General features: G+C 42.9%; 20 protein-coding genes. 8 read left to right on the top strand and 12 right to left on the bottom strand.

Features of this window, described 5'->3' with window-relative positions:
• Positions 1–156: 156 nt before the first annotated feature.
• Complete coding sequence (locus AC1DUD_RS22610; RefSeq protein ID WP_477378593.1) at positions 157–624, bottom strand: nuclear transport factor 2 family protein; 468 nt, start codon at positions 622–624, stop codon at positions 157–159.
• Positions 625–920: 296 nt separating this feature from the next.
• On the opposite strand from AC1DUD_RS22610, the gene AC1DUD_RS22605 reads away from it, so the two are divergent.
• The 4 genes from AC1DUD_RS22605 (at position 921) to AC1DUD_RS22590 (ending at position 6,540) form a co-directional block, all read left to right on the top strand.
• Complete coding sequence (locus AC1DUD_RS22605) at positions 921–2,738, top strand: PAS domain-containing sensor histidine kinase (RefSeq protein ID WP_477378591.1); 1,818 nt, start codon at positions 921–923, stop codon at positions 2,736–2,738.
• A 172-nt stretch (positions 2,739–2,910) separates the two neighbouring features.
• A complete protein-coding gene (locus AC1DUD_RS22600) occupies positions 2,911–4,089 on the top strand; it encodes a GAF domain-containing sensor histidine kinase (protein ID WP_477378588.1) in 1,179 nt (392 codons plus the stop codon).
• A 510-nt stretch (positions 4,090–4,599) separates the two neighbouring features.
• On the top strand, positions 4,600–4,773 hold the full coding sequence (locus AC1DUD_RS22595) for a hypothetical protein (protein ID WP_477378586.1): 174 nt from the start codon (positions 4,600–4,602) through the stop codon (positions 4,771–4,773).
• A 93-nt stretch (positions 4,774–4,866) separates the two neighbouring features.
• Positions 4,867–6,540, top strand: coding sequence for a patatin-like phospholipase family protein (locus tag AC1DUD_RS22590; RefSeq protein WP_477378584.1), 1,674 nt, complete (start codon positions 4,867–4,869; stop codon positions 6,538–6,540).
• 58 nt (positions 6,541–6,598) lie between these two features.
• Here AC1DUD_RS22590 and fabF read toward each other — a convergent pair whose 3' ends face one another.
• Both fabF and AC1DUD_RS22580 read right to left on the bottom strand, forming a co-directional pair.
• Positions 6,599–7,843, bottom strand: a complete 1,245-nt coding sequence (gene fabF, locus AC1DUD_RS22585) for a beta-ketoacyl-ACP synthase II (protein WP_477378582.1) — start codon at positions 7,841–7,843, stop codon at positions 6,599–6,601.
• A gap of 166 nt (positions 7,844–8,009) precedes the next feature.
• Complete coding sequence (locus AC1DUD_RS22580) at positions 8,010–8,849, bottom strand: isocitrate lyase/PEP mutase family protein (RefSeq protein WP_477378580.1); 840 nt, start codon at positions 8,847–8,849, stop codon at positions 8,010–8,012.
• Between the two features lie 151 nt (positions 8,850–9,000).
• Between AC1DUD_RS22580 and AC1DUD_RS22575 the strand changes: the two genes are divergently transcribed.
• Positions 9,001–9,627, top strand: a complete 627-nt coding sequence (locus AC1DUD_RS22575) for a CatA-like O-acetyltransferase (protein WP_477378578.1) — start codon at positions 9,001–9,003, stop codon at positions 9,625–9,627.
• A gap of 124 nt (positions 9,628–9,751) precedes the next feature.
• Here AC1DUD_RS22575 and AC1DUD_RS22570 read toward each other — a convergent pair whose 3' ends face one another.
• Positions 9,752–11,047: a DUF885 domain-containing protein gene (locus AC1DUD_RS22570; protein WP_477378576.1), complete on the bottom strand. Its 1,296-nt coding sequence runs from the start codon at positions 11,045–11,047 to the stop codon at positions 9,752–9,754.
• A 115-nt stretch (positions 11,048–11,162) separates the two neighbouring features.
• Between AC1DUD_RS22570 and AC1DUD_RS22565 the strand changes: the two genes are divergently transcribed.
• Positions 11,163–12,128 (top strand): TolB family protein, encoded by a 966-nt coding sequence (locus tag AC1DUD_RS22565; protein ID WP_477378574.1) that lies wholly within the window; start codon positions 11,163–11,165, stop codon positions 12,126–12,128.
• A gap of 18 nt (positions 12,129–12,146) precedes the next feature.
• Here AC1DUD_RS22565 and AC1DUD_RS22560 read toward each other — a convergent pair whose 3' ends face one another.
• Positions 12,147–12,581 (bottom strand): CBS domain-containing protein, encoded by a 435-nt coding sequence (locus tag AC1DUD_RS22560; RefSeq protein WP_477378572.1) that lies wholly within the window; start codon positions 12,579–12,581, stop codon positions 12,147–12,149.
• A gap of 212 nt (positions 12,582–12,793) precedes the next feature.
• Here AC1DUD_RS22560 and AC1DUD_RS22555 point away from each other — a divergent pair, with 212 nt between their 5' ends.
• Entirely contained in the window at positions 12,794–13,891 is a 1,098-nt protein-coding gene (locus tag AC1DUD_RS22555) for a redoxin domain-containing protein (RefSeq protein WP_477378570.1), read from the top strand.
• Between the two features lie 62 nt (positions 13,892–13,953).
• On the opposite strand, the gene AC1DUD_RS22550 is transcribed toward AC1DUD_RS22555, so the two are convergent.
• The 6 genes from AC1DUD_RS22550 to mgrA all read right to left on the bottom strand — a co-directional run bounded on the left by AC1DUD_RS22550 (position 13,954) and on the right by mgrA (position 24,061).
• Positions 13,954–15,438: a family 43 glycosylhydrolase gene (locus tag AC1DUD_RS22550; protein ID WP_477378568.1), complete on the bottom strand. Its 1,485-nt coding sequence runs from the start codon at positions 15,436–15,438 to the stop codon at positions 13,954–13,956.
• A 212-nt stretch (positions 15,439–15,650) separates the two neighbouring features.
• Complete coding sequence (locus AC1DUD_RS22545) at positions 15,651–17,207, bottom strand: RagB/SusD family nutrient uptake outer membrane protein (RefSeq protein WP_477378566.1); 1,557 nt, start codon at positions 17,205–17,207, stop codon at positions 15,651–15,653.
• 30 nt (positions 17,208–17,237) lie between these two features.
• Positions 17,238–20,582, bottom strand: coding sequence for a TonB-dependent receptor (locus AC1DUD_RS22540; protein ID WP_477378564.1), 3,345 nt, complete (start codon positions 20,580–20,582; stop codon positions 17,238–17,240).
• Between the two features lie 159 nt (positions 20,583–20,741).
• Entirely contained in the window at positions 20,742–21,824 is a 1,083-nt protein-coding gene (locus AC1DUD_RS22535; RefSeq protein ID WP_477378562.1) for a FecR family protein, read from the bottom strand.
• Between the two features lie 56 nt (positions 21,825–21,880).
• Positions 21,881–22,474, bottom strand: coding sequence for an RNA polymerase sigma-70 factor (locus tag AC1DUD_RS22530; protein WP_477378560.1), 594 nt, complete (start codon positions 22,472–22,474; stop codon positions 21,881–21,883).
• A 591-nt stretch (positions 22,475–23,065) separates the two neighbouring features.
• Positions 23,066–24,061 (bottom strand): L-glyceraldehyde 3-phosphate reductase, encoded by a 996-nt coding sequence (gene mgrA, locus AC1DUD_RS22525; RefSeq protein WP_477378558.1) that lies wholly within the window; start codon positions 24,059–24,061, stop codon positions 23,066–23,068.
• A 133-nt stretch (positions 24,062–24,194) separates the two neighbouring features.
• Here mgrA and AC1DUD_RS22520 point away from each other — a divergent pair, with 133 nt between their 5' ends.
• A complete protein-coding gene (locus tag AC1DUD_RS22520) occupies positions 24,195–24,773 on the top strand; it encodes a Crp/Fnr family transcriptional regulator (protein ID WP_477378556.1) in 579 nt (192 codons plus the stop codon).
• Positions 24,774–24,946: 173 nt separating this feature from the next.
• On the opposite strand, the gene AC1DUD_RS22515 is transcribed toward AC1DUD_RS22520, so the two are convergent.
• On the bottom strand, positions 24,947–25,795 hold the full coding sequence (locus tag AC1DUD_RS22515) for a hypothetical protein (RefSeq protein WP_477378554.1): 849 nt from the start codon (positions 25,793–25,795) through the stop codon (positions 24,947–24,949).
• Between the last annotated feature and the right edge of the window lie 111 nt (positions 25,796–25,906).

Below are 25,906 nucleotides of genomic sequence, written 5' to 3'. Positions count from 1 at the left end.
AGCAGAAAAACGGGGAAACGCGATAGCTTATTCAATTAAAAACGTAATTTAAATTACTTGTATGGGGGTACAATTAAAAAGTTAAATTAAAGCTAATTAAAATAAAAAAAATCACCCTAACAGGGTGATTAATTATTATCAGTTAAGGAAGTAAAATTAGTTTTTAGCTACTACAGAGTTATTGTTATTCAGCGGTGTTTGAATATCTTCAAACAGTTTGCATACCTGGGTAATTTTCCAATCCTGTTTATCATTTTTTTCGATGATCAGGTAATCATGCTGGGTACAGTTTTCGTAATTAAAATCAACCCTGGCAATTACCATGGCATCGCTTTTAGCGAGTACTTCGTAGTTGGACTGGCAATTTTGCTGGGTACCGGCATCCTTTTTCATCATACTTACCAGGTCATCTTTTTCCTGTACAAGCACCTTTTCGCCGCGGGGAATTTTAAGTACAGAATTATCGCTCATTATTGATTTTAATTTTTTGAAGTTGGAGGTCATATGGCTGTCAATGAAATCGCGGATCACGGTGGTGTATCCTGTTTCGGTGACCGGACGGCCGTACATGGTGCTGGCTGATAATAATCCTACTATGCATGCCAATAAAAATTTATTTTTCATTTGTGATATTTTTTTGATCAAATGTGGGCAGGCTTTGATCAAAAAAATGTGCCTATCACACCTAAGCCATAGGGCATGTACAGCCTATAGCTACGAATATAGCAAGCAGGTGCTTTTCGCCTATCAAGGCTGCTTTTCGCACATTTCCGGCAGATATGTTGTTTACCCGAAGCCAATGGTGATAATTCTTTAATTATCAATAAACAATAGCAGAAGCCGGCACAGGTATTTAAATCTGTACGAAAATATCTTTATTTTTGAGAGCATCGTTTACCGAATAAAACTACTACCGCAACTTGGAACCTACTGAAAACTTTTTCCGAAGCATTGTTGAGGCCTCGCCTTTTCCCGTGTATATGTGCATGGGGCCTGATAAGCTTATTGCCATTGCTAACGATGCCACTTTAAAAGCATGGGGCAAGGACAAATCTATAATTGGGAAACCTTTTGATGAGGCTTTGCCTGATCTTAAAGGCCAACCGTTCAGCAGCCTGATAAGCGAGGTATACCGTAACGGCGAAACTTACTATGGCAACAATGAGCCGGCCGAATTTATAATTAACGGTAAACGGCAAATCAATTATTACAAGTTTACCTTCCAGGCGGTACGTAACTCGCGCGCTAAAATAGTTGGGGTTATTTGTTTTTCGACCGATGTTACCGAAATTGAGCACGCCCGCCAGGCCATGGAAGAGAGCAGATATACTCTGTATAACATGGTAAGGCAGGCCCCCGTTGGCATTTGCATAGTAAACAGCGATAACCTGGTAATTGAAGTAGTTAACGACTCATACCTTGAACTCGTTGGCCGTAAACGATCAGAAATGGAAAACCGGGATATTTGGGAGGCCATACCTGAAGCCGCCGAACTATATGCCCCGGTAATGGATAACGTTATTGAAACAGGGCAACCCATCACCGCTAAGGAACATAAACTTTTGCTTGTACGTAATGGCGTACCCGAAATGGTATTTGTTGATTTTGTTTATGAGCCAGTTAGGGGTTTTGATGGGCAAATGAGCGCTATTATGGTAATAGCCATTGATGTAACAGAAAAAGTTTTTGCACGCCGCAAAATTGAAGAAGCTGAAGAAAGGGCCCGGCTGGCCGTTGAAGCTGCCGAAATAGGCACATTTGACCTTGACCTGCTTACTGATGAAATACTTACATCTGAAAGGTTTAACGTTATCTTTGGGTTTAACCGGGATGTGCCCCGTGATTTATTTGTCAAAGCACTGCACCCCGACGATTTTGAATTGCGTAACAATGCCCATAAAGCAGCGCTTACCAGCGGAAGACTTTTTTATGAGGCGCGAATAATCTGGCCTAATGGCACCCTGCGCTGGATCCGGGTACAAGGTAAAGTTTATTACGGTTCTATAAACAAGCCTCTAAGGATCCTGGGCACCCTGCTTGATATCACTGAATTTAAGCACCTGCAACAACAAAAGGACGATTTTATAAGTGTAGCCAGTCATGAACTTAAAACACCAATGACGTCCATCAAGGCATCAATGCAGCTGCTTGACAGGCTGATCAAAGTTGATCCCTCGTCTGATAAGATCCCCCAGTTTATCAATCGCGGCAACAACAGTCTGAATAAAATGCAGCAATTGGTTGATAGCTTACTTAATGTTTCAAAAATTACAACGGGGCAGCTTACCCTTCATAAAACGCGCTTTGTAGCGGCCCAAATGATCAATGACTGCTGTGACCATGTAAGGATTGCCGGCACGCATGAACTGGAGCTTACCGGCGATACTGAACTTGAACTATACGCCGACAGGCAACGCATTGACCAGGTTGTTGTTAACTTTATAAACAACGCGGTTAAATATGCGCCCGACAGCAACCGGATAGTCATTAACATTAGTAAACAGGGTGATATGGCCCAGGTATCGGTACAGGACTTCGGCAAAGGGATTCCGGCAGAGAATATTCCGCATTTATTTGAACGTTATTACAGGGTTGATACCTCCGGCATTCAATACTCAGGGCTGGGGCTGGGCTTATATATCAGTTATGAAATTATTGAACGGCATGGCGGCGAAATGGGCGTTGAAAGCGAAATTGGCAAGGGCAGCACCTTTTGGTTTACAATACCGTTAAACTGAATTTAAATTCCGTACCTATCTTTCTATTAATACAACTGCAATAGTACAATTTTAACTAAAGAATAATAATTTAACCAGCACGGTTAAATTATTCTTAATTCAACAAAAACATACTATTTTGTGTTACTAATATTTGTATTTTTAAACACAACGCGCGAATTTAAAACCCCAAATGACAGGCACATTAGACCCCAATCTCCAGGCTGATCTGGAAGCAGTAAACAAGATTCCGGTAATAAGTTCGATACTGGAGGTTATTTGTAGGACAACCGGAATGGGGTTTGCAGCCGTAGCCCGTGTTACCGAAAAAAAATGGATAGCATGTGCTGTATTGGATAACATTCAGTTTGGCCTGGTACCGGGTGGCGAATTACAGTTAGAAACAACTATTTGCCATGAAATAAGGCAAAGTGAAGAAGCAGTAATTATTGATCATGTTGAAAAGGATGAGCGGTTTCGTAACCATCACACGCCTTTAATGTATGGCTTTCAAAGCTATATTTCAATGCCTATTATCCGTAAGGATGGTAGTTTCTTTGGCACACTTTGCGCTATTGATCCAAACCCGGCCCGGCTTAATACGCCCGAGGTTATCAACATGTTCAAGCTCTATGCCGACCTCATCTCGTTTCATTTACAGGCAATTGAACAGCTGGCTTTTACTGAAGAGAAACTTCTGGAAGAGCAAAAAACAGCCGAGCTACGCGAGCAGTTTATTGCCATTTTAGGCCACGATCTCCGCAATCCGGTTACGGCTGTATCAAATGTTGGCCAGCTAATGCTGCGGATGCCGCTTGATGACCGCCTTAAACGCCTGGCCGCCATCCTTCAGGATTCATCCATGCGCATGAAAGGACTGATAGATAACCTGCTTGATTTTGCACGTGGCCGTCTTGGAGATGGCATTACACTATCTTTAACTCATCATGAGCATCTTGAAAAAACACTTACGCATGTAATCTCTGAGCTGCTTCTGGCATCCCCCGAACGGGAGATCATTACCGATTTTAATATTACCGGCACCGTATTTTGCGACAGTACCCGGATAGCACAACTATTCTCCAACCTGCTATCGAACGCATTAGCACACGGTAAAAAAGATGCTCCCGTTAATGTATCTGCAAGCAATGCCGATGATGGCTTTACGCTTTCAGTAACCAACGCCGGCGAACAAATTCCGGAAGCGGCAATGGAACGATTGTTTCAGCCCTTCTCACGCGGAGAGGTTAAGCCCGGACAGCAGGGCTTAGGTTTGGGTTTATACATCTCTTTAGAGATAGCAAAAGCGCACGGCGGCAGGCTCTTCGTAATGTCAACATCCGAAGAAACACGTTTTACTTTTCAGCTTTAGGTATAGGGATTATAGCAAATCTCCCAGCAATTCCCTTCGGGGTCGGCAATAAAACCTGCATAGCCGCCTCAAAATGTTTCCGCAGGCAGCTTCTGTATTTGCACACCCGCTTGATCTAACTGGGCTATTTTTGCATCAACATCATTCTTTGAAACAAGGTTTATCGTGAGATAAAAACTCTTACTCCGGGCATTATTGCTTATATTTGTGTATTATTCAAAAAGCAACTCATCGCATAGGGTGAGCACCAAATTATCAAACTTTAACATTATTACCTTTTCATTTTCGGCAAGAATTTACCATCCGAATTTTATGGCGTAAAATGCCTTGATCGCAGCAAGATCTTTAACAGCAAGGGTAATTGAAGTTAGATGGGCCTGCATAATGTAATTATTTTATCGGATGCTATCAATTCCCGAAAACCAGGATACTGACTTGTTTTATTTCACACTCAAATTTAATCGCCAGTTAATACAGGTCGGTTAAATTTAGTTAACCAAATATATAAACATGCAGATCAATTATTTCATAATAGCCATTGTGATAATCCTGTTAATAGCATTAATGATATGGATAGTTAAAACCGACCGTAAAGACGAAAAAAGCTTTGAGCAACAGATTATTGATCAGGAACTTAAGCCCAGAGAGCACCCTAAACCTCAAAAAGCTGGCAAAGCTATTTAATTGGGTAAAACCCGCTATCAACTAACGTATTTTTACGTGCTTTTTTACAACATCCTTTTTTTAAATTTCACCACCAAACCTAAAATCTACCCTATGGCAGCAGATAAAACTTCAGATGAGCAAGTATTTTATGTAGGACTTTGTATGGCCGGTGCCGTATCTGCCGGTGCTTATACCGCAGGTGTTCTTGATTACCTGCTTCAGGCATTAACCGAGTGGGACAAACGCCGCAATGAGCCTGGTGTACCATCTCACAAGGTGCAGATCCCGGTAATGGGCGGTGCATCTGCAGGCGGTATGACAAGTATCATGGCAGCTTCCTCTCTTAACAATCCTATAACCCATCTCGATAAGCCATCGGGAGATATTTTAGCCGAGCATCCCGAAAATAAACTCTACCATTCGTGGGTAGATCTTATCCAGGCAGATATGTTCACAAAAATGCTGGATACCAGCGATATTAAAAATTCAGGTGTAATATCGGCCCTTAACTCAGATTTTATTAATGATGTTGCCAAACGGGTAGTTGCTGCCGATCCAAAACAATGGCAACCCTTACCTGCATATATCAAACCGGGCTTGAAGATTTTCACGACGTTAACCAACCTGCAGGGCTACGCTTACAATGTTCCGTTCAACTCTTCATCGCCGGTGCCTACCAAATATAATATGCGTATCCATAATGACTATGCATGTTTTGAACTTACTGAAAATGCCATCGCCGGGCATAACAACGGCTGGATGCCGCTCGACCTGAAAAATAAAGTTAATACCGATATAGCCGCTGACGCCGCTATGGCTACCGGTGCATTTCCGGTTGGCCTGCAATCCCGCATAGTTAAACGTGACGCTCAATATGTTAACAATAACCCCTGGCTAAGCCATTATTTAACCAATAGCCCTATTGCTGACGGCGGCTATCAAACCCTGAATGTTGACGGCGGCATGATCAATAACGAGCCTTTTGATAAAGTAAGGAGTGTTTTGGATGATCTTACCGGTCAGCCGGATGTGGATTACAACAATTATAACAAGTTTGTTTCAACCGTGCTGATGATTGAGCCCTTCCCTACCCAGGCACCCAAACCAATTTCACAATCAAGGGCTGTGTCAAACGTGATAGGCTTAACACTGTCATCCATGTTATCGCAAATGCGCTCAAAAGCGGTTAATATTAAAGATGCCATGGATGCAGATTGTGCAGGTCAGTACCTGATCACACCATCACGAAGGGTAGATACGCCAGATGGTAAATCCACCGATCTTACCGGCGAACAAGCCATAGCATGTGGTGCCTTGAGCGGGTTCAGCGGCTTTTTAAATAAAGAGTTCAGGGTGCACGATTTCTTTTTGGGCCGCCATAACTGCAAGATCTTTTTGCGCGACTACTTTACCGTACCAGCCAAGGCACTTACAACCAACGCTATTTTTAAAGATGGTTATGCCAATGCCGATAAAGCCAAATTTAAATCAACCCAAAACGATAGTTACCAGATCATCCCCGTGTTTGAAGAAGACATCAAATTCCCCGATATTAAATTCAGTTCGGGCAATAACTGGCCTACCATTAAAGAACAGGATATCGACCGGTTTAGTGACGGCATGAAAAATCGGATCCAAACCATTATGCTCAATGTAGCAGATTTGGGCTGGCTTACCAAAAGCTTATTGTGGATAGGTGCAAAAGTTATCCTGAATAAAATGGTAACCAACAAAATTATGGTAGTGATAAAAGGCGAACTTAAAACCTGGAAACTGTTGCCTTAGATAGTCTATAAAATTCAGACTTACGAAGTTTTTGAAACTTCGTAAGTCTTCAATTGCTTTATATAGCCTTAAATACTACAATGCCATTATGCCCACCGAAGCCGAAAGTATTGCTCATGGCTACTTTCACTTTATGGTCGATGGCATCTTTCAATACAAACTTTAAATTACCAGGAATTGCAGGATCCAGCGTTGTGGTATTGATAGTTGGTGGGATCACCTGATCTCCTATCGATTTTATAGCTGCAATTGCTTCAATAGCACCGGCAGCACCGAGCAGGTGACCGGTCATTGATTTGGTTGAACCTATAATGGTATTGATCTCTTTATTTTTGCTAACAGCCAATAACGCGTTGATCTCTGAAAGATCACCAACCGGGGTTGAGGTGGCATGCATGTTCAGGTAGTCAACATCTTCAATGTTTAATCCCGATTCATTCAGGGCCTGCTGCATAGCGCGGGCAGCACCTAATCCTTCAGGATGGGTTGCAGTCATATGGTAAGCATCGGCGGTCATAGATGCTCCGGTTACTTCGGCATAAATATGTGCGCCGCGGCTAACAGCGTGTTCGTAATCTTCTAAGATCAGAGCACCCGCGCCTTCGCCCATTACAAAACCATCCCTATCTATATCAAATGGCCTTGAAGCATGCTGCGGATCATTATTGCGGGCCGACATCGCTTTCATTGAACTGAAACCACCGATAGAAGCAGGCGTAATAGGCGCTTCAGAACCACCTGTTACGATGATCTTAGCTTTACCTAAACGGATGTAGTTAAAGGCATCCATAATAGCGGTGTTGGATGTTGCACAGGCCGAAACCGTGGTATAATTTATCCCCATAAAACCATTGCGGATAGAGATCATACCAGATGCCATATTAGAAATAAACTTAGGCACAAAGAAAGGGCTGAACCTTGGCTGGCCGTTACCTTTAGCATATTCGGTTACCTGTTCTTCAAAAGTTTCCATACCACCTTGTCCGCTGCCCCAGATAACGCCAACATCAAACGGATCCATTTTGCTAAAATCAAAACCCGAATCTTTAATAGCTTCATCCGCTGCTACAAGTGCGTACTGCGTAAATGTATCGGTACGTTTTAATTCGGCTCTATCCAGATGATCTGTGATATTGAAATCTTTCAGCTCGCAGGCAAATTGCGTACGGAACAAGGATGCATCAAAACGGGTGATGGTGGCCGCCCCGCTTTTACCGGCAACTAAGTTTTGCCAATAAATTTTTACATTATTTCCAAGCGGTGTCAATGCGCCCAGACCTGTTATAACTACTCTGTTTAACATGATGGTTTTATTAAAATCGGCGCAAAGATATAAATATATACCATTTGGTATTTTGATATATCAATCCGAACAGGCTTTACCTACTGAATATTACCGGGTTATGGCAGTGACCAAAAGCAGAAACAGTTCAAAAACCAGCATGGTTAGCGATAGAAAAGAGATTGAATTATTTTCCAAAAATTTTATTTAATTCCAGATAAGGCACAGCTTCATCCACAAAATTATAACTGCCCTTGCTTAACTCAATAGCGGCCCGCTGAAAAGCACCTAAAGCCGCCCTCGCCAATGCCGAACCAAGACTTACCCTTTTTACGCCCAAATCTGCAAGTTCATTAAAACTGATATCGAAACCCGCCGCGCCAAGCACAATATTTACGGGTTTTGGCGCGACAGCTTTTACCACTTCGCTTATTTGTTCCCTTGTTTTAAGACCGGGTGCAAAAAGTACATCAGCTCCCGCCTCAGCATAAGCAACAAGCCGTTTGATGGTATCCTGCAGGTCTATTTTCCCGTGGATCATATTCTCTGCCCTGGCAGTTAGTGTAAAATGAAAAGGCAGGCTGCGCGCTGCTTCAACTGCCGCTTTTACCCGTGTCACCGACAGGTCGAAGTTATAAATAGGATCTTGATCATTACCTGTAGCATCTTCTATTGAACCACCCACCAAGCCTACTCCTGCCGCTGCTAAAATAGTTTCGGCACATGCTTCAGGGGTATCACCAAAACCATTCTCCAAATCGGCAGCTACTGGTAAATGTGTGGCGTTGATAATGGCCAGCGCGTTATCAAGCGTTTCCTCTCTACTGATCATTGCATGCCCGTCCGGCCGGCCAAGCACATAGGCCAACCCGGCGCTTGTGGTGGTAAAAGCTTCAAAACCCAATCCCGTTAAAATTTTAGCCGAACCGGCATCCCATGGATTAGGGATGATGAACAAACCATCGCGTTCATGCAACGCTTTAAAAACTTCGGCTTTTTGATATTGGGAATTATTTATTGCAGACATTTTGAGGCTGATTAGTTTGTTTCGAAATTAAGCTAAATATAATCTGTAGCCGTAAGTCTTAAGTCAAAAAACAAGCTTTGGACTAAGGCTTAGTACTTCTAACTTACGACTTAATACTATTAATATCCCTAATATTGCATCAGTAAAAACTATGAAACAAAAAGTAGATATTGAAAACTGGATCAGGAAAGAGCATTACAACTTTTTCAAACAGTTTGAGGAGCCTTATTACGGCTTAAACGTAAATATTGATGTAACCGCGGCTTATAAGTTTGTTAAGGATAACGGGATCTCATTTTTCCTTTATACCATGTACCAGTCGTTAGCCGCCTCGCAAATCATTGAGCCATTCAAATACCGCATGGAAGGCGACGAGGTTTTTATTTATGACCGGATCGATGCCAGCTCAACCGTTCCGCGGGCTAATGGCACGTTTGGTTTTGGCGAATGGGCGTTTTATCCTTCGTTTGAGGATTTTAACAGCGAAGCCACTAAAGAAATTGAACGGGTACAAAGCAACAACCTGCTTGAGCGTAAGGCTTTAAACAACGTGATCCGCTATTCTTCACTGCCTTGGATCAACTTTACCTCGTTGTCACATGCGCGCATGTTTTCATTTGTGGATAGCTGCCCCAAGATCTCGTTTGGTAAAATGACTGAACATCATGGTAAGCGCACCATGCCCTTATCCATTCATGTAAACCATGCGTTGATTGATGGCATTCACGTGGGCCAGTATATTGATTGCTACCAGGAGCTGCTGAACAAAGGATTTTAGAGTAACGTTATCCGGCTAAGGAGTGGCGTACCTCTGGCATGCTAAAATCTATTACCGTTTTAATTCTACAAACCTTTTGCACCTCTGGTGCAACCTATAAATTGCCTGGCCTAATGAAAGGATTTTAATCTTTTTTAAACACATTTTCCTTTACCATAAACAATGGCAGCGAACCGTGATCAAGTATGCGTGAATGAAAATCCCTGATATTAAACTGGGCACCTTGCTTTTGCAGTAGCTCCTCTTTCCAGTGTAGTATTTGCAGTGCGCCATATTTGTAGGTTACTACCTGTGCCGGCCAGCGACGGATTCGGGCTATCTCGCGCATGGCTATATCATCCTGCCCACGGATATTCTTTTTCCAGAAGGCCAGTGCCTGTTCATCTGTCCAGCCATAATAATTCAGCGCCACATCCAGCGGTACGCGAACAGAGCGCACAATATCCCACTCCCACTTGCCCAGCTCATCATATGGCGTTTTGTATACCCCAAGTTGTTTGCCTAACTCTTCAGTATAAGCCCCCCAGCCTTCAGCAAAGCCCATGTAATAAAAAAGCTGCTGTACTGCCGATGTTTTGGTTTGAGCCTCGGTACTGGCTTGGTAATGGTGTCCCGGCACGCCTTCGTGGATAAAAAGCCAGTCAACCTGCCGCTTATTATAGGGTTTATCAAATAGATTGTAGTAAAACACGTTGCTGTCATAATAACCGGGTGTTTGAGCAAGCTGCCTGCTTTCACCCTTTACAATTTTTAGCGGTGCTATATTAGTATTGTTAAACAGCTTGGGCAGGTTAGCATAAATGACCGCTTTGGTGTTTTCGAACGATTGCTGCACCACTTTCGGATCACTGATAAAAAAGGAAGGATCATTGAGGTGTTTATAAAAGTCGTCATCGTTTAAACCGGTTTGTAGACGAATTGCTTCGATATGCTTTTGAACCCGGCTTACTTCTGTTAATCCAAATTGGTAGATCTCGTCGGGCGTGGCCTTGGCGCTTGTCCACCGCTTTAGGAGATAAGCATACCAGGCTTTTCCGTTAGGGATATTGATGATGCCGTTTGTTGGAATAGTAGCAGGCTTGTGCGCCAACCAATCCTGCTCAAGGGCAATCCGTTCCATGTTGAGGCCAGTTTCATAGCTGATCAACTGATAATCTACTTTTTCTGACCCGGTGAGCTGATCTGCCTTAAAAGCAGCTAAACCAGCCTTTACTTTTGTAAAAAAGTCCAATTGCTTTTGAACATCTGCGGCGCTACCGATATGTTCCAATCCGCTTACATAGCTTAACTCCAGCTGCGGTAAGCGCAGTTCATTATACCCTGCTACAAAATCTTTGCAAAAGGCATCAAATGTTTGTTGTTTTTTTGCCGGGAATACACACAATATAAACGCGCCGATAGCTACAATAAAAACCTTCATAAATTGGATCTGGTTAACAAACATAAATAATAAACTGTATTTTACTTAAGCCAAACCCAATATCCCCCGGTTGGGGTGATAAGCCAGTAATTTCTACGGCATAAATTTGATAATCATGATGTATCGGAAATTAATTTCACTTTGTGTTTTTATACTGATAGTTGGCAGGAGCCTCGCGCAGGTAAGCTATCCAGATGCATCTCTGCCAGCGGATACGCCACGCCTGTTTTCCGAATGCATTCTTACAGATGGCCTGAGCAACCGCGATTTTACTGTATCCCCACAGGGTGATGAGATCTTTTTTACACTTCAGCAGCCTCGTTTTGTAACCAGCACCATTTTACACATCCAAAAGAAAAACGGCAAGTGGGGCAAGCCCGAAGTTGCTCCCTTTTCGGGCCGCTACCGTGATCTGGAAGCAAGCTTTTCGCCAGATGGACAAACCATTTATTTTTCATCAGACAGGCCTCTGAGCGATTCCATCGTCAAAAAAAATTTCGATATATGGCGGGTTAAACGTACCAGGAATGGCAATTGGGATCAACCCGAAAATCTCGGGCCGGAAGTTAACTCTTCCAAAAATGAGTATTATCCCAGTGTGGCTAAAAGCGGCAACCTCTATTTTACCGTAGAGGCCGATTATGGCAAAGGAAGTGAGGATATTGTAGTTTGTAAACCAACAGTAACTGGCTACAGCAAACCCGAAAGCCTGCCCGAAGACGTGAATACCAAATACGATGAGTTTAACGCTTTTATTGACCCCGATGAGCAGTTCATTATGTTTAGCTGTTACGGCCGCGCCGATGACCTGGGGCATGGTGATCTGTACATAAGTCATAAAGATAAAACAGGCAAATGGTTGCCAGCCAAACATCTGCCTGCACCTATTAACAGTACAGCACTTGACTACTGCCCTTTTGTAACTGCCGATAAAAAATACCTGATCTTTACCAGTAATCGCATTAATAGCCAGTTGAGCAACGGCCAAACCAAAACATATCAACAACTACAGGCACTGTTGAACAGCCCCGGCAACGGCTGGGATGATATTTACTGGGTAAAGTTTAACGAAGCCTGGTAAAATGAGCCCAACTATAATTTATGTTGACTGGATATAGCTGTGCAACTGCTCAATGGTCTCCCTTTGTGAGTGGAGGGTTTCGTATACCACATCACTCATAGAAATGATACCACATAGCTGATCTGCCACATCAAACACCGGTAAATACCTGATATTGTTTTCGCTCATGATCAGCATACATTCATCAACCGATGATTCGGGAGTGATCCTCGGGAAGTTGGTACTTATGATCTCGCCGGCAGTGGTTTCGTCGGAGTGCTTGCCCATCAGGATAATTTTACGGGAGTAATCCCTCTCGGTCATCAGGCCCACATATTTGCCGTTTTCGGTCACTACTACCGAACCGATATTTTTATCGGCCATCAACTTCAACACATTAAACACAGTAGTTTCGGCAGGTACGGCAGTAACATTGCTCCCCTTGCGAGCCAGGATATGCTTTACACTTTTCATAAATACTCAGGTTAATTTGGTAATTCCAATTTACGAATAAGTAGCAGAAAAACAATGGATTATTTTTTAAAACTACAAATCCAGCATAATTCAATAATACCATATACAACATGAGCGTATTATCCATCTAATTAATTATTAGGTCCATTGTTTGGTTAAAGCATTGCCTTAGTTTTGCATTACTTAACCTGTTATTTACCTGAACCTGAATTATGAAAACCTTCCTGCTGCTACTGTTTAGCCTATTTACGGTACTTAATTTAAACGCCCAACACAAAAAACAAGCCCCTATTACTATATCTGTTGAGATAAAAGGCTTAAAGGATCATGATAAATATTATTTAAACGGTCCCAGCGTAGTGGGACTGGACTCATGTATAGTTCAAAATGGTCACCTTTATTTTAAATATACAGGTGAGCCAGACGCGCTTGCGATCGGCAGGGTAAAGGATATGGGTGGCATGGCCAATGATCTTTTGATTAGCTTTTGGAGCGATAAACACGACATTAAAATTACCGGGGACACGGCACATCGCAAAGGCATGACCGTTTCAGGCTCGGCTTTATGGGATAGCCTAATCAAACTGCACGAAATAACCGGCCCTATTGAAGATAAACGGAACGAGATTGTTATTAGTTTCCCTTATCACAACCAGGATAGTATTAAACGCCGCCTGGATAGTGTTGCTGAGGTAAAGAAAACCACGATGACGACTTTTATTCAATCGAACCAGCATTCATACGCAGGTATAATTCTGCTTTATTACAACAAAATTGATAAAACTCTTTCTACAGAAGAAGCCAACGGATTGCTAAAACAATTTGACCCGGAACTTCAAAATTCAAAATACGGTCACCTTGTACAACAATTGAACAAAAGCTACAATCAAATAAAAATTGGGCAAATAGCGCCGGATTTTGAACAGGTAAATCAGCAGGGAAAGCCTGTAAAGCTATCTGCCTTTAGAGGTAAATATATTTTGCTGGAGTTTTCATCATCATGGTGCGGGCCCTGCCGCGCTATGAATCCGCAATTGGTGAAACTCTATAATAAATTTAAAGGTAAGGACTTTGAGATCATCAGTGTATCAACCGATGTTAACAGGCAAACGTGGCTAAAAACCATTAAAGATGATGGCCTAACCTGGCCGCAACTATCTGATCTGAAAGGTCAGCAAAACGAGGTTGCTATACTGTATAACATCAACTCCATACCTCATAATTTCCTGATAGATAAACAAGGAAAGATTATTGAGGATAATGTTTATCCCGACCAACTTACCGAAAAATTGAATGTACTGCTGAAATAAAAACATCAAAAAAGCCCCTCAGTAATTAAACCGAGGGGCTACCAACCTATATAAAAACAAACCTATTGTTTTCTCTTTCCCCAAATGGCAGTGCCATGGTTATCTAACCCGGTAAATATCAGGGTTGATGTTATTTTATTTTCCCAGTCGCGCTCACGCTCAACTTTTAGTTTATAAGTGTCACCGCTACTGTATTTAAGCTCAAGCCAAGGAGCGGTGAATGTCCATTTATCGGCTGCATTACCGTCAATAGTACCTGTAGCATCCAGTTTAAAGGTTGTTGACACCTGGAAATCCGGATTGGTTTGCTCAGTACCATATCCCGGTACAACATGATAATTCAGCGTGATCTTTTCGTAGGTTCCGGCAACATCAGTTGATGCTATAGTTGTTTGGGCAACATTGGCATATCTTTCAGGCGATACTACAGGCCAACCATCAGGTGTCCATGATATTTTGCGAACGTGGAGGTCCATAAAGAAGGAGTTGATACCCGGCCTACCCTGATGCGCCATAAAATACTGCCCGCTGCCGTTGTCAAACACTGCGCAATGGCCTGTACCCTGCCAGCCGCTTTGGTTGGTAAACTGGTACGGTGCCAGGATCATCGGCCCGTGATCTTCATCAGTATTGACATCATGCCCGTTATAATCATAAAACGGCCCGGTTGGGCTATCAGCCCGCCCTACCCTTACGTTGTACTTGGTTTGCAGCCAATCATAACTGATAAACAGGAAATACTTTTTAAGATCGGGGTTATAGATCACCTCAGCACCCTCTATGTTGCCATTGTATTTGCCTCCGGTAAAACCGCGGTTGGCAATACGTTTGCCTTTATCGCCGGGAGATACAGCGAGGCCAGTTGAAGGGTCAAGCTTCAGGATATAGATCCCATCCCAGGCCGAGCCATAATACATATACTGTTCGCCGGTGGTTGTGGTAATTACAGTTGGGTCGATGGCATTGGTTTGGATACTGGCATCATTGGCCGATGTTACTACAATGCCTTTCTCAGTCCAGGGACCATCAGGAGCCGAAGCTGTCGCCATTCCAATAACACTTAACCGGGCTACTGCCGATGACAATGAATAATACAACCTGTATTCCGAACCTACCTTCATTACATAGGGTGCCCATAAAGCATTGTAAGGCGCACCGCCCTTGCCGGTAATATAGGCAGAGCCCTGCGCAGGCAATGAAGAGAATACCCAGCCCACATACTCCCACTGCACCAAATCCTTCGACCGGCGAATTTGCAGGCCCGACCTTACATCGGTACCAAAAGCCACATCGGTACTATAACAATAATAATAATCACCAAACTTTTTTATAGACGGGTCATGCACATTATATACTGTCCATTTAGGATAGTAGGTAAATGCAGCGATATCAGCATAAGTATCACTGATACTGTTGATATCAAACGCTGTTGTCACCGGTGTGGTGGTAGTAGTATCCGTTTTGGTTGGCGTTGGCGTTTCCTTTTTTGAACAGGAAAACATTGCTGTTGCCAGTGCTGCTATTAAGTATAGATTTTTCGCTTTCATAAGCCCCCTCTATATCTCCCCTGACAGAAGAGATTTTCTTTATTTGTTTATTTATTAACTAACCCTTGCGAAAAGCGCAGGACTGTGCGATTCCCCTCTTGAGAGGGGTGGAGGGGTGTGTTTCTGCTTTAATAATCGCACGCATAACACACCCCTACCATCACCTTTACCCTCCGCACCCCCTCTAAAGAGGGGAATTAAAACTGTTAATGTTAATACCCCGCGTTCTGCACCAACCCGACGTTGGTTTGCACCTCGGTAAGCGGTATTGGTAAATACTCTTTACCTACTGTATAGGTATTAAATTCCGGGTCGCGGGCCTTTAACCAGGCGAGTTTGGTTGCATCCTGTAACCAGCCCCAGCGGCGGATATCATCAAACCTATGACCTTCCAGCGAAAACTCCAGGAAACGCTCATGGCCTATCTGCTCACGCATATCTGCCTGGCTCAGGCCCGGCTTTACTGTGGCCAGGTTTGGCAAACCAACCCGGCTACGTACCTTCTGGATGTATTGATAAGCGTCATTTGTTTGGCCCAGTTCATTCAAGCATTCAGCATACATCAGCAATACATCGGCATATCGCATCAACCTTTCATTAATACCCGATCTCCAGTCGTACTCATCGGTCTGGCCGCTGTCGCCATTTTCATACTTATGGCAAAACAGGGCATTCAATGATGAGCTACCGGCGTAACGAGTGGCAAAATCCTGGTTATATAATTTCTCGCCTGGTTTGTTGTAATACATGGTTACATCCAAACGAGGATCGACACCACCAGTGGTAGTTTTTTCCTGCAGATACTCGTTGTATAATGCCGGTGTCGGCTGCACATCGGTAAAACCGAAACTTGCCGCACCAAAAGTGATAGCACGAGATGATGTACGCCCCCATCCTGATGAGGGATCACCGCCCCAGCCCAGATCTGTACCTCCGGCATCCCTTGAAAACTGAACCTCAAAAATTGATTCTGAGTTGTTCTCGTTATTCGCAAAAAAGTTATCGTAATAATTAGGCACCAGGTTATAGGTCCCCATATCAATTACTGATTTAAACTCAGCTGCCGCCTCAGTATATTTTTTAGTGAACAAGTATGTTTTGCCCAAATATGCTGCCGCAGCGCCTTTTGTAGCCCTGCCAATTTGCCCATCGGGCGATAAACCGCTGTAAGTAGCCGGCAGCATACCTTCGGCTGCTTTAAAATCCCTGATCACCTGTGCCCAAACTACATCCTGCGGTTGTTGCTTTTGGAAATAATCGGCACTTGAAGCAGCTGGTGCCAATGGCATAGGCACGTTTTTATAAAAATCGGCCAGGTGAAAATAATACAAGCCACGTAAAAAATAAGCCTGCCCTAATACACGTTTCTTTAGCTCCGCATCCATATTAATATCGGGTACATATTTCAGCACCTCGTTTGCCCGTAAAATACCTTGATAATAGGCAGTCCATGAAAACAACACACCATCACCGGTGCTTTGCATGTTAAACTTACCCATGTTGTAAATCTGGTCCCAGGGGCTATAGCTTGTAGCGTCATCGCCCCTTGTGTTTTCAACTATTGGCGAAAAGCGCATGTATGAACCATCAATAATTAAGCTGCCGTATACTGCGTTTATTCCTTTTACAGCGTCGCTGGCATTTTGCCAAAATGTTTGGGTGGTTTGTGCATTAGGGTTTACCGTGGTTAAATCGCCTTTTTTACACCCCATGGCAAATACAGCTACCAACAATAGTGTAAATACCGCCTTTGTATATATCGTTTTCATTATAAATAATGTTAAATCGTTAATCAATTTTTAAAGCCCTACCTGTAAGCCAACTAATAAAGTGCGCGGGTTAGGGAACGAGCCATAATCAAAACCGCGGTTAATTGTACCGTCATTAATAAAATCCGGGTCGAAGCCTTTGTATTTAGTAATGGTGTACAGATTTTGACCCGACAGATAGATCCTTACACTTCTGAATACATGTGTGCGGTTTAACAAACCTGTTGGTAAAGTGTAACCCAGCTGCGCAGTTTGTAAGCGGGCATACGAGCCGCTTTGAATAAACCTGTCGGAGTTGCGGTTATTGGCATTAGGATCGCCGATGATTGGGCGAGGCACATTGGTGTTAGTATTGCTTGGTGTCCAGTAATTCAGCTCATCGGTGCTTGCATTGGTATACTGACCGGTCATCAAAGACTGATAAACACCATTGGCTATTTTGCTGCCATAGTTACCCTGAATAAATATCGAGGCATCAAGACTTTTGTAGCTTGCGCTGAAGTTAAAACCATAATACAATTTGGGAATGGCTGATCCTAAGTAAACACGGTCGGCATCATTGATAATACCATCTTTATTGGTATCAACAAACTTAACATCGCCCGGGGCCGCACCTGTTTGGGTGGCGTGAGCTGCAACATCGGCGGCATTTTTAAAAATACCTTCTGTTTTAAAAGCGTATAGTTCTCCAACTTCGCCGCCTACAGCTGTTTTACTGTATGCTCCGTAAATTGGGTTACCGCCGTTACCCAGCGATAATACTTTATTTTTAACGGTTGAAGCATTTGCACTGATGGTATAATTAAACGGACCGGTGTCCCTGCTGCGATAGGTTACCGTAAACTCGATACCTTTATTGGTAAACGAAGCAGCATTTACCAACGGCGTATTAATTGCGCCTACCGAAACCGGGATTGGCACCGGCAGTAAGATGCCTATAATTTTGTTCACATAATATTCTGACGAAAAGCTCAACTGGTCATGAAACAGGCTTAAATCCAAACCAATATTGGTAGTACGTTTTTGCTCCCATTTGTTGGTTTGGTCAAATACCTGTGTTTGGGTTGCGCCCGGTGCCAGGGCATTCCCAAATACATAACTGGCATTTGCATTTACTACAGCCTGGTATGGATAAAAAGCAAGCGCGTTCACGTTACCCAATGTACCATAGCCCGCTTTTAATTTTAATTGACTAATAGTCTCGGGAAGATGCAGGAATTTCTCTTTGTTGATATTCCAGCCTACAGATACACCGGCAAAATTACCAAAATGGTTATAAGCAGGCAGCTGCGATGTGCCGTCACGGCGATAGTTTGCAGTTAACAGGTAACGGTCATCATAGTTATAGTTTACACGACCGAATATTGGTGAGTAAAATTTACGCTCATTACTATTACCAAATACTGTTTTATCGGCAGTGTTGCTTACATTGTCAAACGCAAACAGGTATGGCTGCGGCAAATTGTAGGCAATGCCTGTAAGGTTATCATTTTTATCTTTTTGATAAGCCGTACCTGCCAGTAACTCTACGTTATGTTTTTTGATATTGAATTTATAACTCAGTGTATTTTCAACAAGGGCGGTATAGTAATTACCACGTGCGTCGCTGTAATAGGCGGTTGTATTTGGATAGAACCAGCCCAGGTCATAAATCGGGTCGAAATAGGTGTTCTTGAAATCGTTACGGTCATAGCTTGCACTAAGACGGTATTTCAGGTTTTTAATAATTTCTACCTCCATCCAGGCCGAGGCCAGCATACGGTTGCGCTGCCCAGTGCTGTTCAATAAATTATTTACGCCAATAATATTGAGGGAGATAGCCCTTTGCGTATTCTGGTCAACACCACCGTAGCCCCCAACCCGGTTAGGATCGTAAATAGGCATGGTTGGGATAGCTGTAACGAGGTCAACTATCTGGTTGCCTGTTCCGTGTAAATGCGGGTAAGCAAGGTTATTATAGTCGCCTTCGGTGTAGGCAAACTTGGTACCGAACGATACGATACCTTTTTTACCCTGGATATTACCGCTCAGGTTATAACGGGTATATGACGGGCCGGATACGGTTGTACCTGTTTGGTTAAAGTAATCTAAAGCAACATTGTAGCTCATGTTTTCGTTACCGCCCGATAAGCCAAGGTCATGGCTTTGGGTATGCCCTGTCTGAAAACCTGATTTTTGCCAGTCGGTATTTACATTGCTGATAAATTTGCTTGATGAAGGGTCATTGCCCGGCGCCAATGATAAACCCGCATTGGTTTCGGCAGCGTTTGCAATTTGCTGATAACCTACCCTATCTGTAACTGATAAAGTTTTAGGATTTTTCTGGAAGCCTGCATAACCGTTATAGTTAATTTTCATAGCCCCGCTTTTGCCTTTTTTAGTAGTGATGATAATTACACCATTAGCGCCGCGGAAACCGTAAATAGCACCTGCCGATGCATCTTTGATCACCTGTAAGCTTTCAATATCTGAAGGCGGAAAATCAAATGGTTCCATAGTTGGCACCCCGTCAATGATATAAAGCGGGTTGTTATTAATTAACGAGCTTACACCGCGAATGCGGATTGATACACCTTCGCCCGGTACACCTGATCCGTTTACCTGTACACCTGCTACCTGGCCTTGCAAAGCTCTTGCAACATCTGGAGTCGTACGTTTAGTAGCATCTTTTAGGTTTACTACGGTAACCGAACCTGTAAGGTTTTCCTTTTTCTGCGTGCCGTAACCCACAACAATTACCTCATTTAATGAGTTTGATGCCGCCTTTAATTGAATATTAAGTGATGAATTGCCACCTGCAGGTACCTCCTGGGTGGTATAGCCGATAAAAGTAAATACAAGTACCGCGTTAGCAGCATTGGCATCGGGTACGTTGAGCATATAACGGCCCTGAACATCTGTTTGGGTGCTCACATCAGTACCTTTTACCCTTACGGTTACGCCGGGAATGGGTAAACCCGTTTCATCAGTTACCTTACCCGTTACTGTATTGGCAGCAAATTCTTTTCCCTTTTCAGTAAGGATAACCAGGTTATTATCGCTCAGCGAATAACTTAGGTTGGTATTGCTAAGTACGGTTTTCATCACCTCTTCAAGGGATGCATCTTTTGTATTTAAACTGGCCTGCACGTCGTTTTTAAGCAACATGTCGTCATTGTACAAAAAGCGATAGTCTGACTTTTTTTCAATCTCCTTAAGCGCCTTCTTCAGGGACACATTCTGGAAGTTCACATTGATTTTTGTCTGACCATATCCTTTTGAAAACGCCTGCAACGAGGAGACGAGGACCAGGATAAGGATAAATTTACACATAAGAAGTACTTTCAAAAATTGGTTCAGCCGCAATGGGTTAATGCGGTGTGCATTTTTTTTCATAATTTAGCATTAAGGTTATTTAACTATTTGGTTTATAGAAGGACTGGTAGTTAACTTGTACCACATTATAATGGGGGGATGCGGGAACATCTCTCCATTTTTTATGGTTTAAGGTTTGATACTTATGTACGCATAGGCTTTTTAATAAAGGTTTAATAATTAATAAATTACAATTTGGTTAGTGTCAATTTTATAATTGAATGCAGCCGTTTTTTGCAGGCTCAATAAAGCCCTGCTAATCGATTCCTTTTGAAATTTTCCAGTAAAACGCAGCTTTTTTACATCCTCATTTTCAAAAACGATATTCACGTTATATCTGCGCTCCATCTTTTGAGCGATGTTTTCAAAATCCTCGGCATCAAAAGCCAGTTTATTTTCAAGCCACAACGCCTCTGATGGCAACGTATCCTTTTTGGCCTGGTGGATACGGCTCAATGCTATAAGCGGCGTTTCTTCGGCCACCCTGTTTGTTGGGATATTGCTTTTAAGCTGGGGTTCCTGGTTGTTGATCACCGTAAGTTTTTCTGAAGGGTTAAGGATGATCTTTTTTTCAGGATTTCTTAAAACAGTAAGCTCAATTTTACCACGAATGAGTGCTGCTTCGGATGTTTTATCGTTATTATATGAGCGTACATTGAATTTAGTGCCCAACACTCTGATGCTGATGGTTGGGGTAGTAACAACAAAAGGGCGCTGCGGATCTTTAACCACATCAAAAAAAGCTTCACCTACAAGAGACACCTTCCTTTGATCGGCACCAAAATCATTGCTATAGGTAAGCTTACTCCCCATGTTAAGCCAAACGCGGCTACCATCCGGAAGCTGGATTTTGCTGATGCCATTTTTAGGAGCAGTTATCTCGTTGGATTTGTCCCCCACAATGGTTTCTTTGCGGGTGAACCAAAACACGCCCAGCAATAAACAGGCGGCGGCTAATAACGATCCTAATTTAATGATCCTGGCTTTTTTCTTTTTGGTTTGGATAGCGATAACCTGCACAGCTTCTTCAGCTTCTTTTTCCTCAATGGCATCAAGTTCGGCTTCAAAAGCATCCCATTTGCTCAGCAGTTTTTCATCCTGGGCGGTTTGCTGATCATTTTTCCAGATTTCCTCCAGCTCATCCATCGGGTACATACCGGCTGCCCCCTGTTGCTGCAACAGTTGCTCAAGTTCAAGTAACTCCTCGGGCGAGGCTTCACCATTTAACTTTTTACCAATAAGTATCCAGATGTTGTTGATCATTATTTACAGCTCTATAAATAAAGACTGTAAATAATCAGGATACCCCAGTGGGAAGATTAAATATTTTTTGAAATTTTTTCGGGGTTAACTGTACCCGACGTTTTTGAGGTGTCTTTTAGCCCGAGAGCGAGGGTTTTCAGCGCATTGCCCATGTGGTATTCAACAGTTTTAATGGAGATATCGAGCAGATCGGCTACTTCACGATATTTTAAGCCGTCCTCTTTTACCAGTTTAAAAACAAGGCGGCATTGATCGGAGAGTTTGCTTAATGTAGTATTGATCAGTTTGGTAAGATCCTCGCAAACCAGTTTATCTTCGCCGGTTGCACTTGAATCGGCAACATCTACATTCGCATCATCAATATTTACGCTTTTGAGCTGATTTTTGGACAAGCAGGTAAGCGCCTTATTTTTTATTGATGTATAGCAGTACCAGGTAAAGTTATTGATCTCGGCCAATGAAGCCCGGCGGGCCCAAAGGTTCATGAAAACATCGTTGGTGATCTCTTCGGCCAGTTCATCCTGCTTTACCAATGACTTTGCCAGATTAAATAATTTGCCATGATAAAACAAGTACAACCTCTTAAAGGAAACTCTGCTGCTGTTTAGAGCAATATCATTAAGCAAGTACTTAATTTCGGTATCCAACATTCCTTAACCTGTTATAATTACTTTTATCAAAAACCGGAGAACGGTTCCTGTATGGTTCAAATCAATATAATTGGTAATTGGTCTTAATTAAAGCAAGGCGATTCCTTTAATTAAAATCTAAGGTATAATATTTTATTTTAATTGTTCAAAAAACAATTAAAATATTTTTCCAGCACTATTCTGGTTATCATCCGTCTATGATGCTAAATTGTTTTAATAGCATTCAAATGCCGAAAACGAGCAAGGTATTAATTGAGACTGAGGGGAGTTAAAAATAACGTATCAACCGCGCTTATCTAAGGTTTCAAAAAAATACTTTTAATTGTCATTTAAACAATAATTAAAATCGAACCGGACCTGATTTACAAAATATTGTTACATGGCCCACTAACTTGTTAAACATAGCCGTGCCGCCAGATAGTAAAACCGCTTTTTTATTAGAGAATCCCTGCTTGAGTTCATTTTTATAAGTTAGCAGGTGTGATGGGAGGATTGGTATAATTTTATTCCTATTAAATTAAAGGAGGCCACAATTATTCTATATAATGCGGCGCCCCTCTATTTTAATCATAATGATTCAATTAGTTAATTTTATGCCAATATGCTATTGATCAGCTTCAGCTCTTCATCGGTAAATGAAGTATTGGCTAAACAACCGATAGAGTCTGTAACCTGCTCAGGTTTACTCGCGCCTATCAATACCGAAGTAATACGCTTATCTTTCAATATCCATGATAGTGCCATCTGCGCCAGATTTTGACCGCGCTGTAAGGCAAGTTCATTCAGTTTTGCAGCTTTGGCTATGTTTTGGTCGGTTATTGCATCTTCATCAATAGCGCCATTACCACGATGAGCTGCAGCCCGCGAACCCTCGGGGATACCTTTCAGGTATTTATTGGTTAACAGCCCTTGTGCCAACGGAGAAAACGGAATACAGCCAACACCTTTATCTTCCAGCACATCAAGCAAGCCGCCTTCAACCCACCTGTCAAACATAGAGTATTTAGGCTGATGAATCAGGCATGGTGTACCAAGTTCTTTCAATACGGCAACCGCTTTTTCAGTTTCAGAGGCGCTATAACTTGAGATACCAACATACAAAGCTTTGCCCTGGCGTACTATGAGGTCCAACGCGCCCATGGTTTCTTCGATAGGAGTTTCCGGATCCGGGCGGTGATGATAGAAAATATCCACATATTCAAGGCCCATACGTTTTAGGCTTTGATCCAGACTGGCCACCAAATATTTTTTTGAGCCCCAGTCGCCATATGGGCCAGGCCACATCCCCCAACCGGCTTTGCTTGAAATGATCAATTCATCGCGGTAGCTTTTGAAATCATCTTTAAAAATATGGCCGAAAGTTTCTTCTGCTGATCCTGCCGGTGGACCGTAGTTGTTGGCAAGATCGAAATGGGTAATGCCTTTGTCAAAGGCCAAACGTAAAATATTACGGGCATTCTCCAGGCTGTCGATACCACCGAAGTTATGCCACAGGCCAAGCGACACCGCAGGCAGCTTTAAACCGCTGTTACCGCAACGGCGGTATTCCATATCCTGGTAACGGTTTTGATTGGGTAGATAGGTCATATTTGATCAATAAAATTATGTGCTGTAAAATTGACTTATCTATCCTGAAAATCCATTGAACTGGAACAAGAAATGAAATTATTTACAGTCCGATATTTGCTGGTATGGCTATAGCCTGACTTATATTTGAACCATGTTTCAAAATATCAATAATTACGCGGCACGATCGGTTAACTTAACTACAGACGAAACGGCGCTGTTTAACGAGATATTGGAATATCGTAAAGTACCCAAAAAGACCCGCCTGCTTGCCGCCGGCGATATCTGCAACTTTGAAGCTTATGTAAACAAAGGCTGTATCCGCGAATATATTATTGATGAAAACGGCGTGGAAGTAACCCTGCAATTTGCCGTTGAAGACTGGTGGGTAAGCGACCTGGCCAGTTTCCAGGACCAAAGCCATTGCACCATGTACATTGAAACCCTGGAAGATTGCGAACTGCTCATCCTCACCCGCGATTCGAAAGAGCGCCTGTTAACCGAGGTGCCCAAACTGGAGCGCATGTTCAGGCTCATGTTGCAAAGGCATTTAACCGTGGTTCAAAAAAGGTTGTTTAAAACAATCTCCACTACGGCAATGGAAAAATACCTGGAGTTTATTAATCGCTACCCCAGTATTCCGCAAAGGGTGCCGCAGCATTATATTGCTTCCTATCTGGGTATTTCGCCCGAGTTTTTGAGTAAGTTAAGAGCGAGGAATTTGAAAAAGTAAACGGTAAAGCCACGTCTTGTTTTTAAAATAGTTTAAGGAGATATCTTAATCTAAAAGCGTCATTGCTGTACGAAGCAATCGCGAACTATGCAGATTCGCTCCGTAAATCGGGGATTGCTTCGGACCTTGCAATGACGGCTTAGCTCACGGCATTAGTTAAAAATTTTGCTATTTTAATTCCGATGAATATGCAACCCATTAAACTGCCTTTTGCCATTTTCGTAGGAAGTGTTGCCTTTAGCAAAGCGGGGATATTTTTCGCTGTATTTTTTAAATATGCTATCTGGTTGTTTTTTGCCGTTTATGATCAGTTGTTCGCCGTTAAAAGAAAGATCACGCAGTGCATTTTCGTTCGGGATAATACGATCAGCCACAAAATCGTTGATCATCTGTTTTAATACCCGCTGATCTTCGGCGGCCTGCTCCTGGTCGCGCTTGGCCTGGATCTGATCGCGGGATGCCTGCTCCTGGTCGCGTTTAGCTTGCTCCTGATCACGGCCTGCCTGCTCCTGGTCGCGTTTAGCTTGTTGCTGGTCTTTGGCAGCCTGTTCTTGATCACGCTTAGCCTGCACCTGGTCGCGTTCGGCCTGCTCCTGTTCAACTTTTGCATGCTGCTGATCGCGGCTAGCCTGTTCCTGGTCTCGTTTGGCTTGCTGCTGATCCCTGCCGGCTTGCTCCTGGTCTCGTTTGGCCTGCGCCTGATCTTTTTTTGCCTGGATCCTGTCTTTCCTGATCTGCTCACGAATAGCTGCTATAACCGTACTGTATTCATTCCATTTGGTTGAAGGTATAATTTCACCATCTACTGCCAGGGCCATCAGCTTGTTATTGGCCAGTTCCATTTGATATGTTTTTCCTTTCCAGTTAGTTTGGATGCGTTCGCGCCCTTTACCATCAAAGGTATCGTAATTGTTGTACGATGCGTAGGGCGTTTTTTTACCCGGCTTTTGAGCATTTGCGGCAGTTGTCAGCGCTGTTGCCGCAATCAGCAACAGGGCGCTTCTTAAATAATTTGTTTTCATTTTTCTGTTGATTTAAAAGTTAAAAATTGGGCAATAGCTTTTCCATCCGCCGATTGGCAGTTTAAAAACTGATAGCTACAATAATGATTATTTTACACTAAGGCCTATAAA

Source organism: Mucilaginibacter sp. P4_A11 (assembly GCF_056402535.1).
This window is presented reverse-complemented; position numbering and strand designations above follow the sequence as displayed.

Excerpts from the sequence above, each read along its gene's own strand:
- AC1DUD_RS22535 (WP_477378562.1), bottom strand. The coding sequence starts at position 21,824 with ATGATCAACAACATCTGGATACTTATTGGTAAAAAGTTAAATGGTGAA.
- AC1DUD_RS22610 (WP_477378593.1), bottom strand. The coding sequence starts at position 624 with ATGAAAAATAAATTTTTATTGGCATGCATAGTAGGATTATTATCAGCC.
- AC1DUD_RS22545 (WP_477378566.1), bottom strand. The coding sequence starts at position 17,207 with ATGAAAACGATATATACAAAGGCGGTATTTACACTATTGTTGGTAGCT.
- AC1DUD_RS22515 (WP_477378554.1), bottom strand. The coding sequence starts at position 25,795 with ATGAAAACAAATTATTTAAGAAGCGCCCTGTTGCTGATTGCGGCAACA.
- AC1DUD_RS22550 (WP_477378568.1), bottom strand. The coding sequence starts at position 15,438 with ATGAAAGCGAAAAATCTATACTTAATAGCAGCACTGGCAACAGCAATG.
- AC1DUD_RS22580 (WP_477378580.1), bottom strand. The coding sequence starts at position 8,849 with ATGTCTGCAATAAATAATTCCCAATATCAAAAAGCCGAAGTTTTTAAA.
- fabF (WP_477378582.1), bottom strand. The coding sequence starts at position 7,843 with ATGTTAAACAGAGTAGTTATAACAGGTCTGGGCGCATTGACACCGCTT.
- AC1DUD_RS22590 (WP_477378584.1), top strand. The coding sequence starts at position 4,867 with ATGGCAGCAGATAAAACTTCAGATGAGCAAGTATTTTATGTAGGACTT.
- AC1DUD_RS22570 (WP_477378576.1), bottom strand. The coding sequence starts at position 11,047 with ATGAAGGTTTTTATTGTAGCTATCGGCGCGTTTATATTGTGTGTATTC.
- AC1DUD_RS22595 (WP_477378586.1), top strand. The coding sequence starts at position 4,600 with ATGCAGATCAATTATTTCATAATAGCCATTGTGATAATCCTGTTAATA.
- AC1DUD_RS22600 (WP_477378588.1), top strand. The coding sequence starts at position 2,911 with ATGACAGGCACATTAGACCCCAATCTCCAGGCTGATCTGGAAGCAGTA.
- mgrA (WP_477378558.1), bottom strand. The coding sequence starts at position 24,061 with ATGACCTATCTACCCAATCAAAACCGTTACCAGGATATGGAATACCGC.
- AC1DUD_RS22540 (WP_477378564.1), bottom strand. The coding sequence starts at position 20,582 with ATGAAAAAAAATGCACACCGCATTAACCCATTGCGGCTGAACCAATTT.
- AC1DUD_RS22520 (WP_477378556.1), top strand. The coding sequence starts at position 24,195 with ATGTTTCAAAATATCAATAATTACGCGGCACGATCGGTTAACTTAACT.
- AC1DUD_RS22555 (WP_477378570.1), top strand. The coding sequence starts at position 12,794 with ATGAAAACCTTCCTGCTGCTACTGTTTAGCCTATTTACGGTACTTAAT.
- AC1DUD_RS22575 (WP_477378578.1), top strand. The coding sequence starts at position 9,001 with ATGAAACAAAAAGTAGATATTGAAAACTGGATCAGGAAAGAGCATTAC.
- AC1DUD_RS22565 (WP_477378574.1), top strand. The coding sequence starts at position 11,163 with ATGATGTATCGGAAATTAATTTCACTTTGTGTTTTTATACTGATAGTT.
- AC1DUD_RS22530 (WP_477378560.1), bottom strand. The coding sequence starts at position 22,474 with ATGTTGGATACCGAAATTAAGTACTTGCTTAATGATATTGCTCTAAAC.
- AC1DUD_RS22560 (WP_477378572.1), bottom strand. The coding sequence starts at position 12,581 with ATGAAAAGTGTAAAGCATATCCTGGCTCGCAAGGGGAGCAATGTTACT.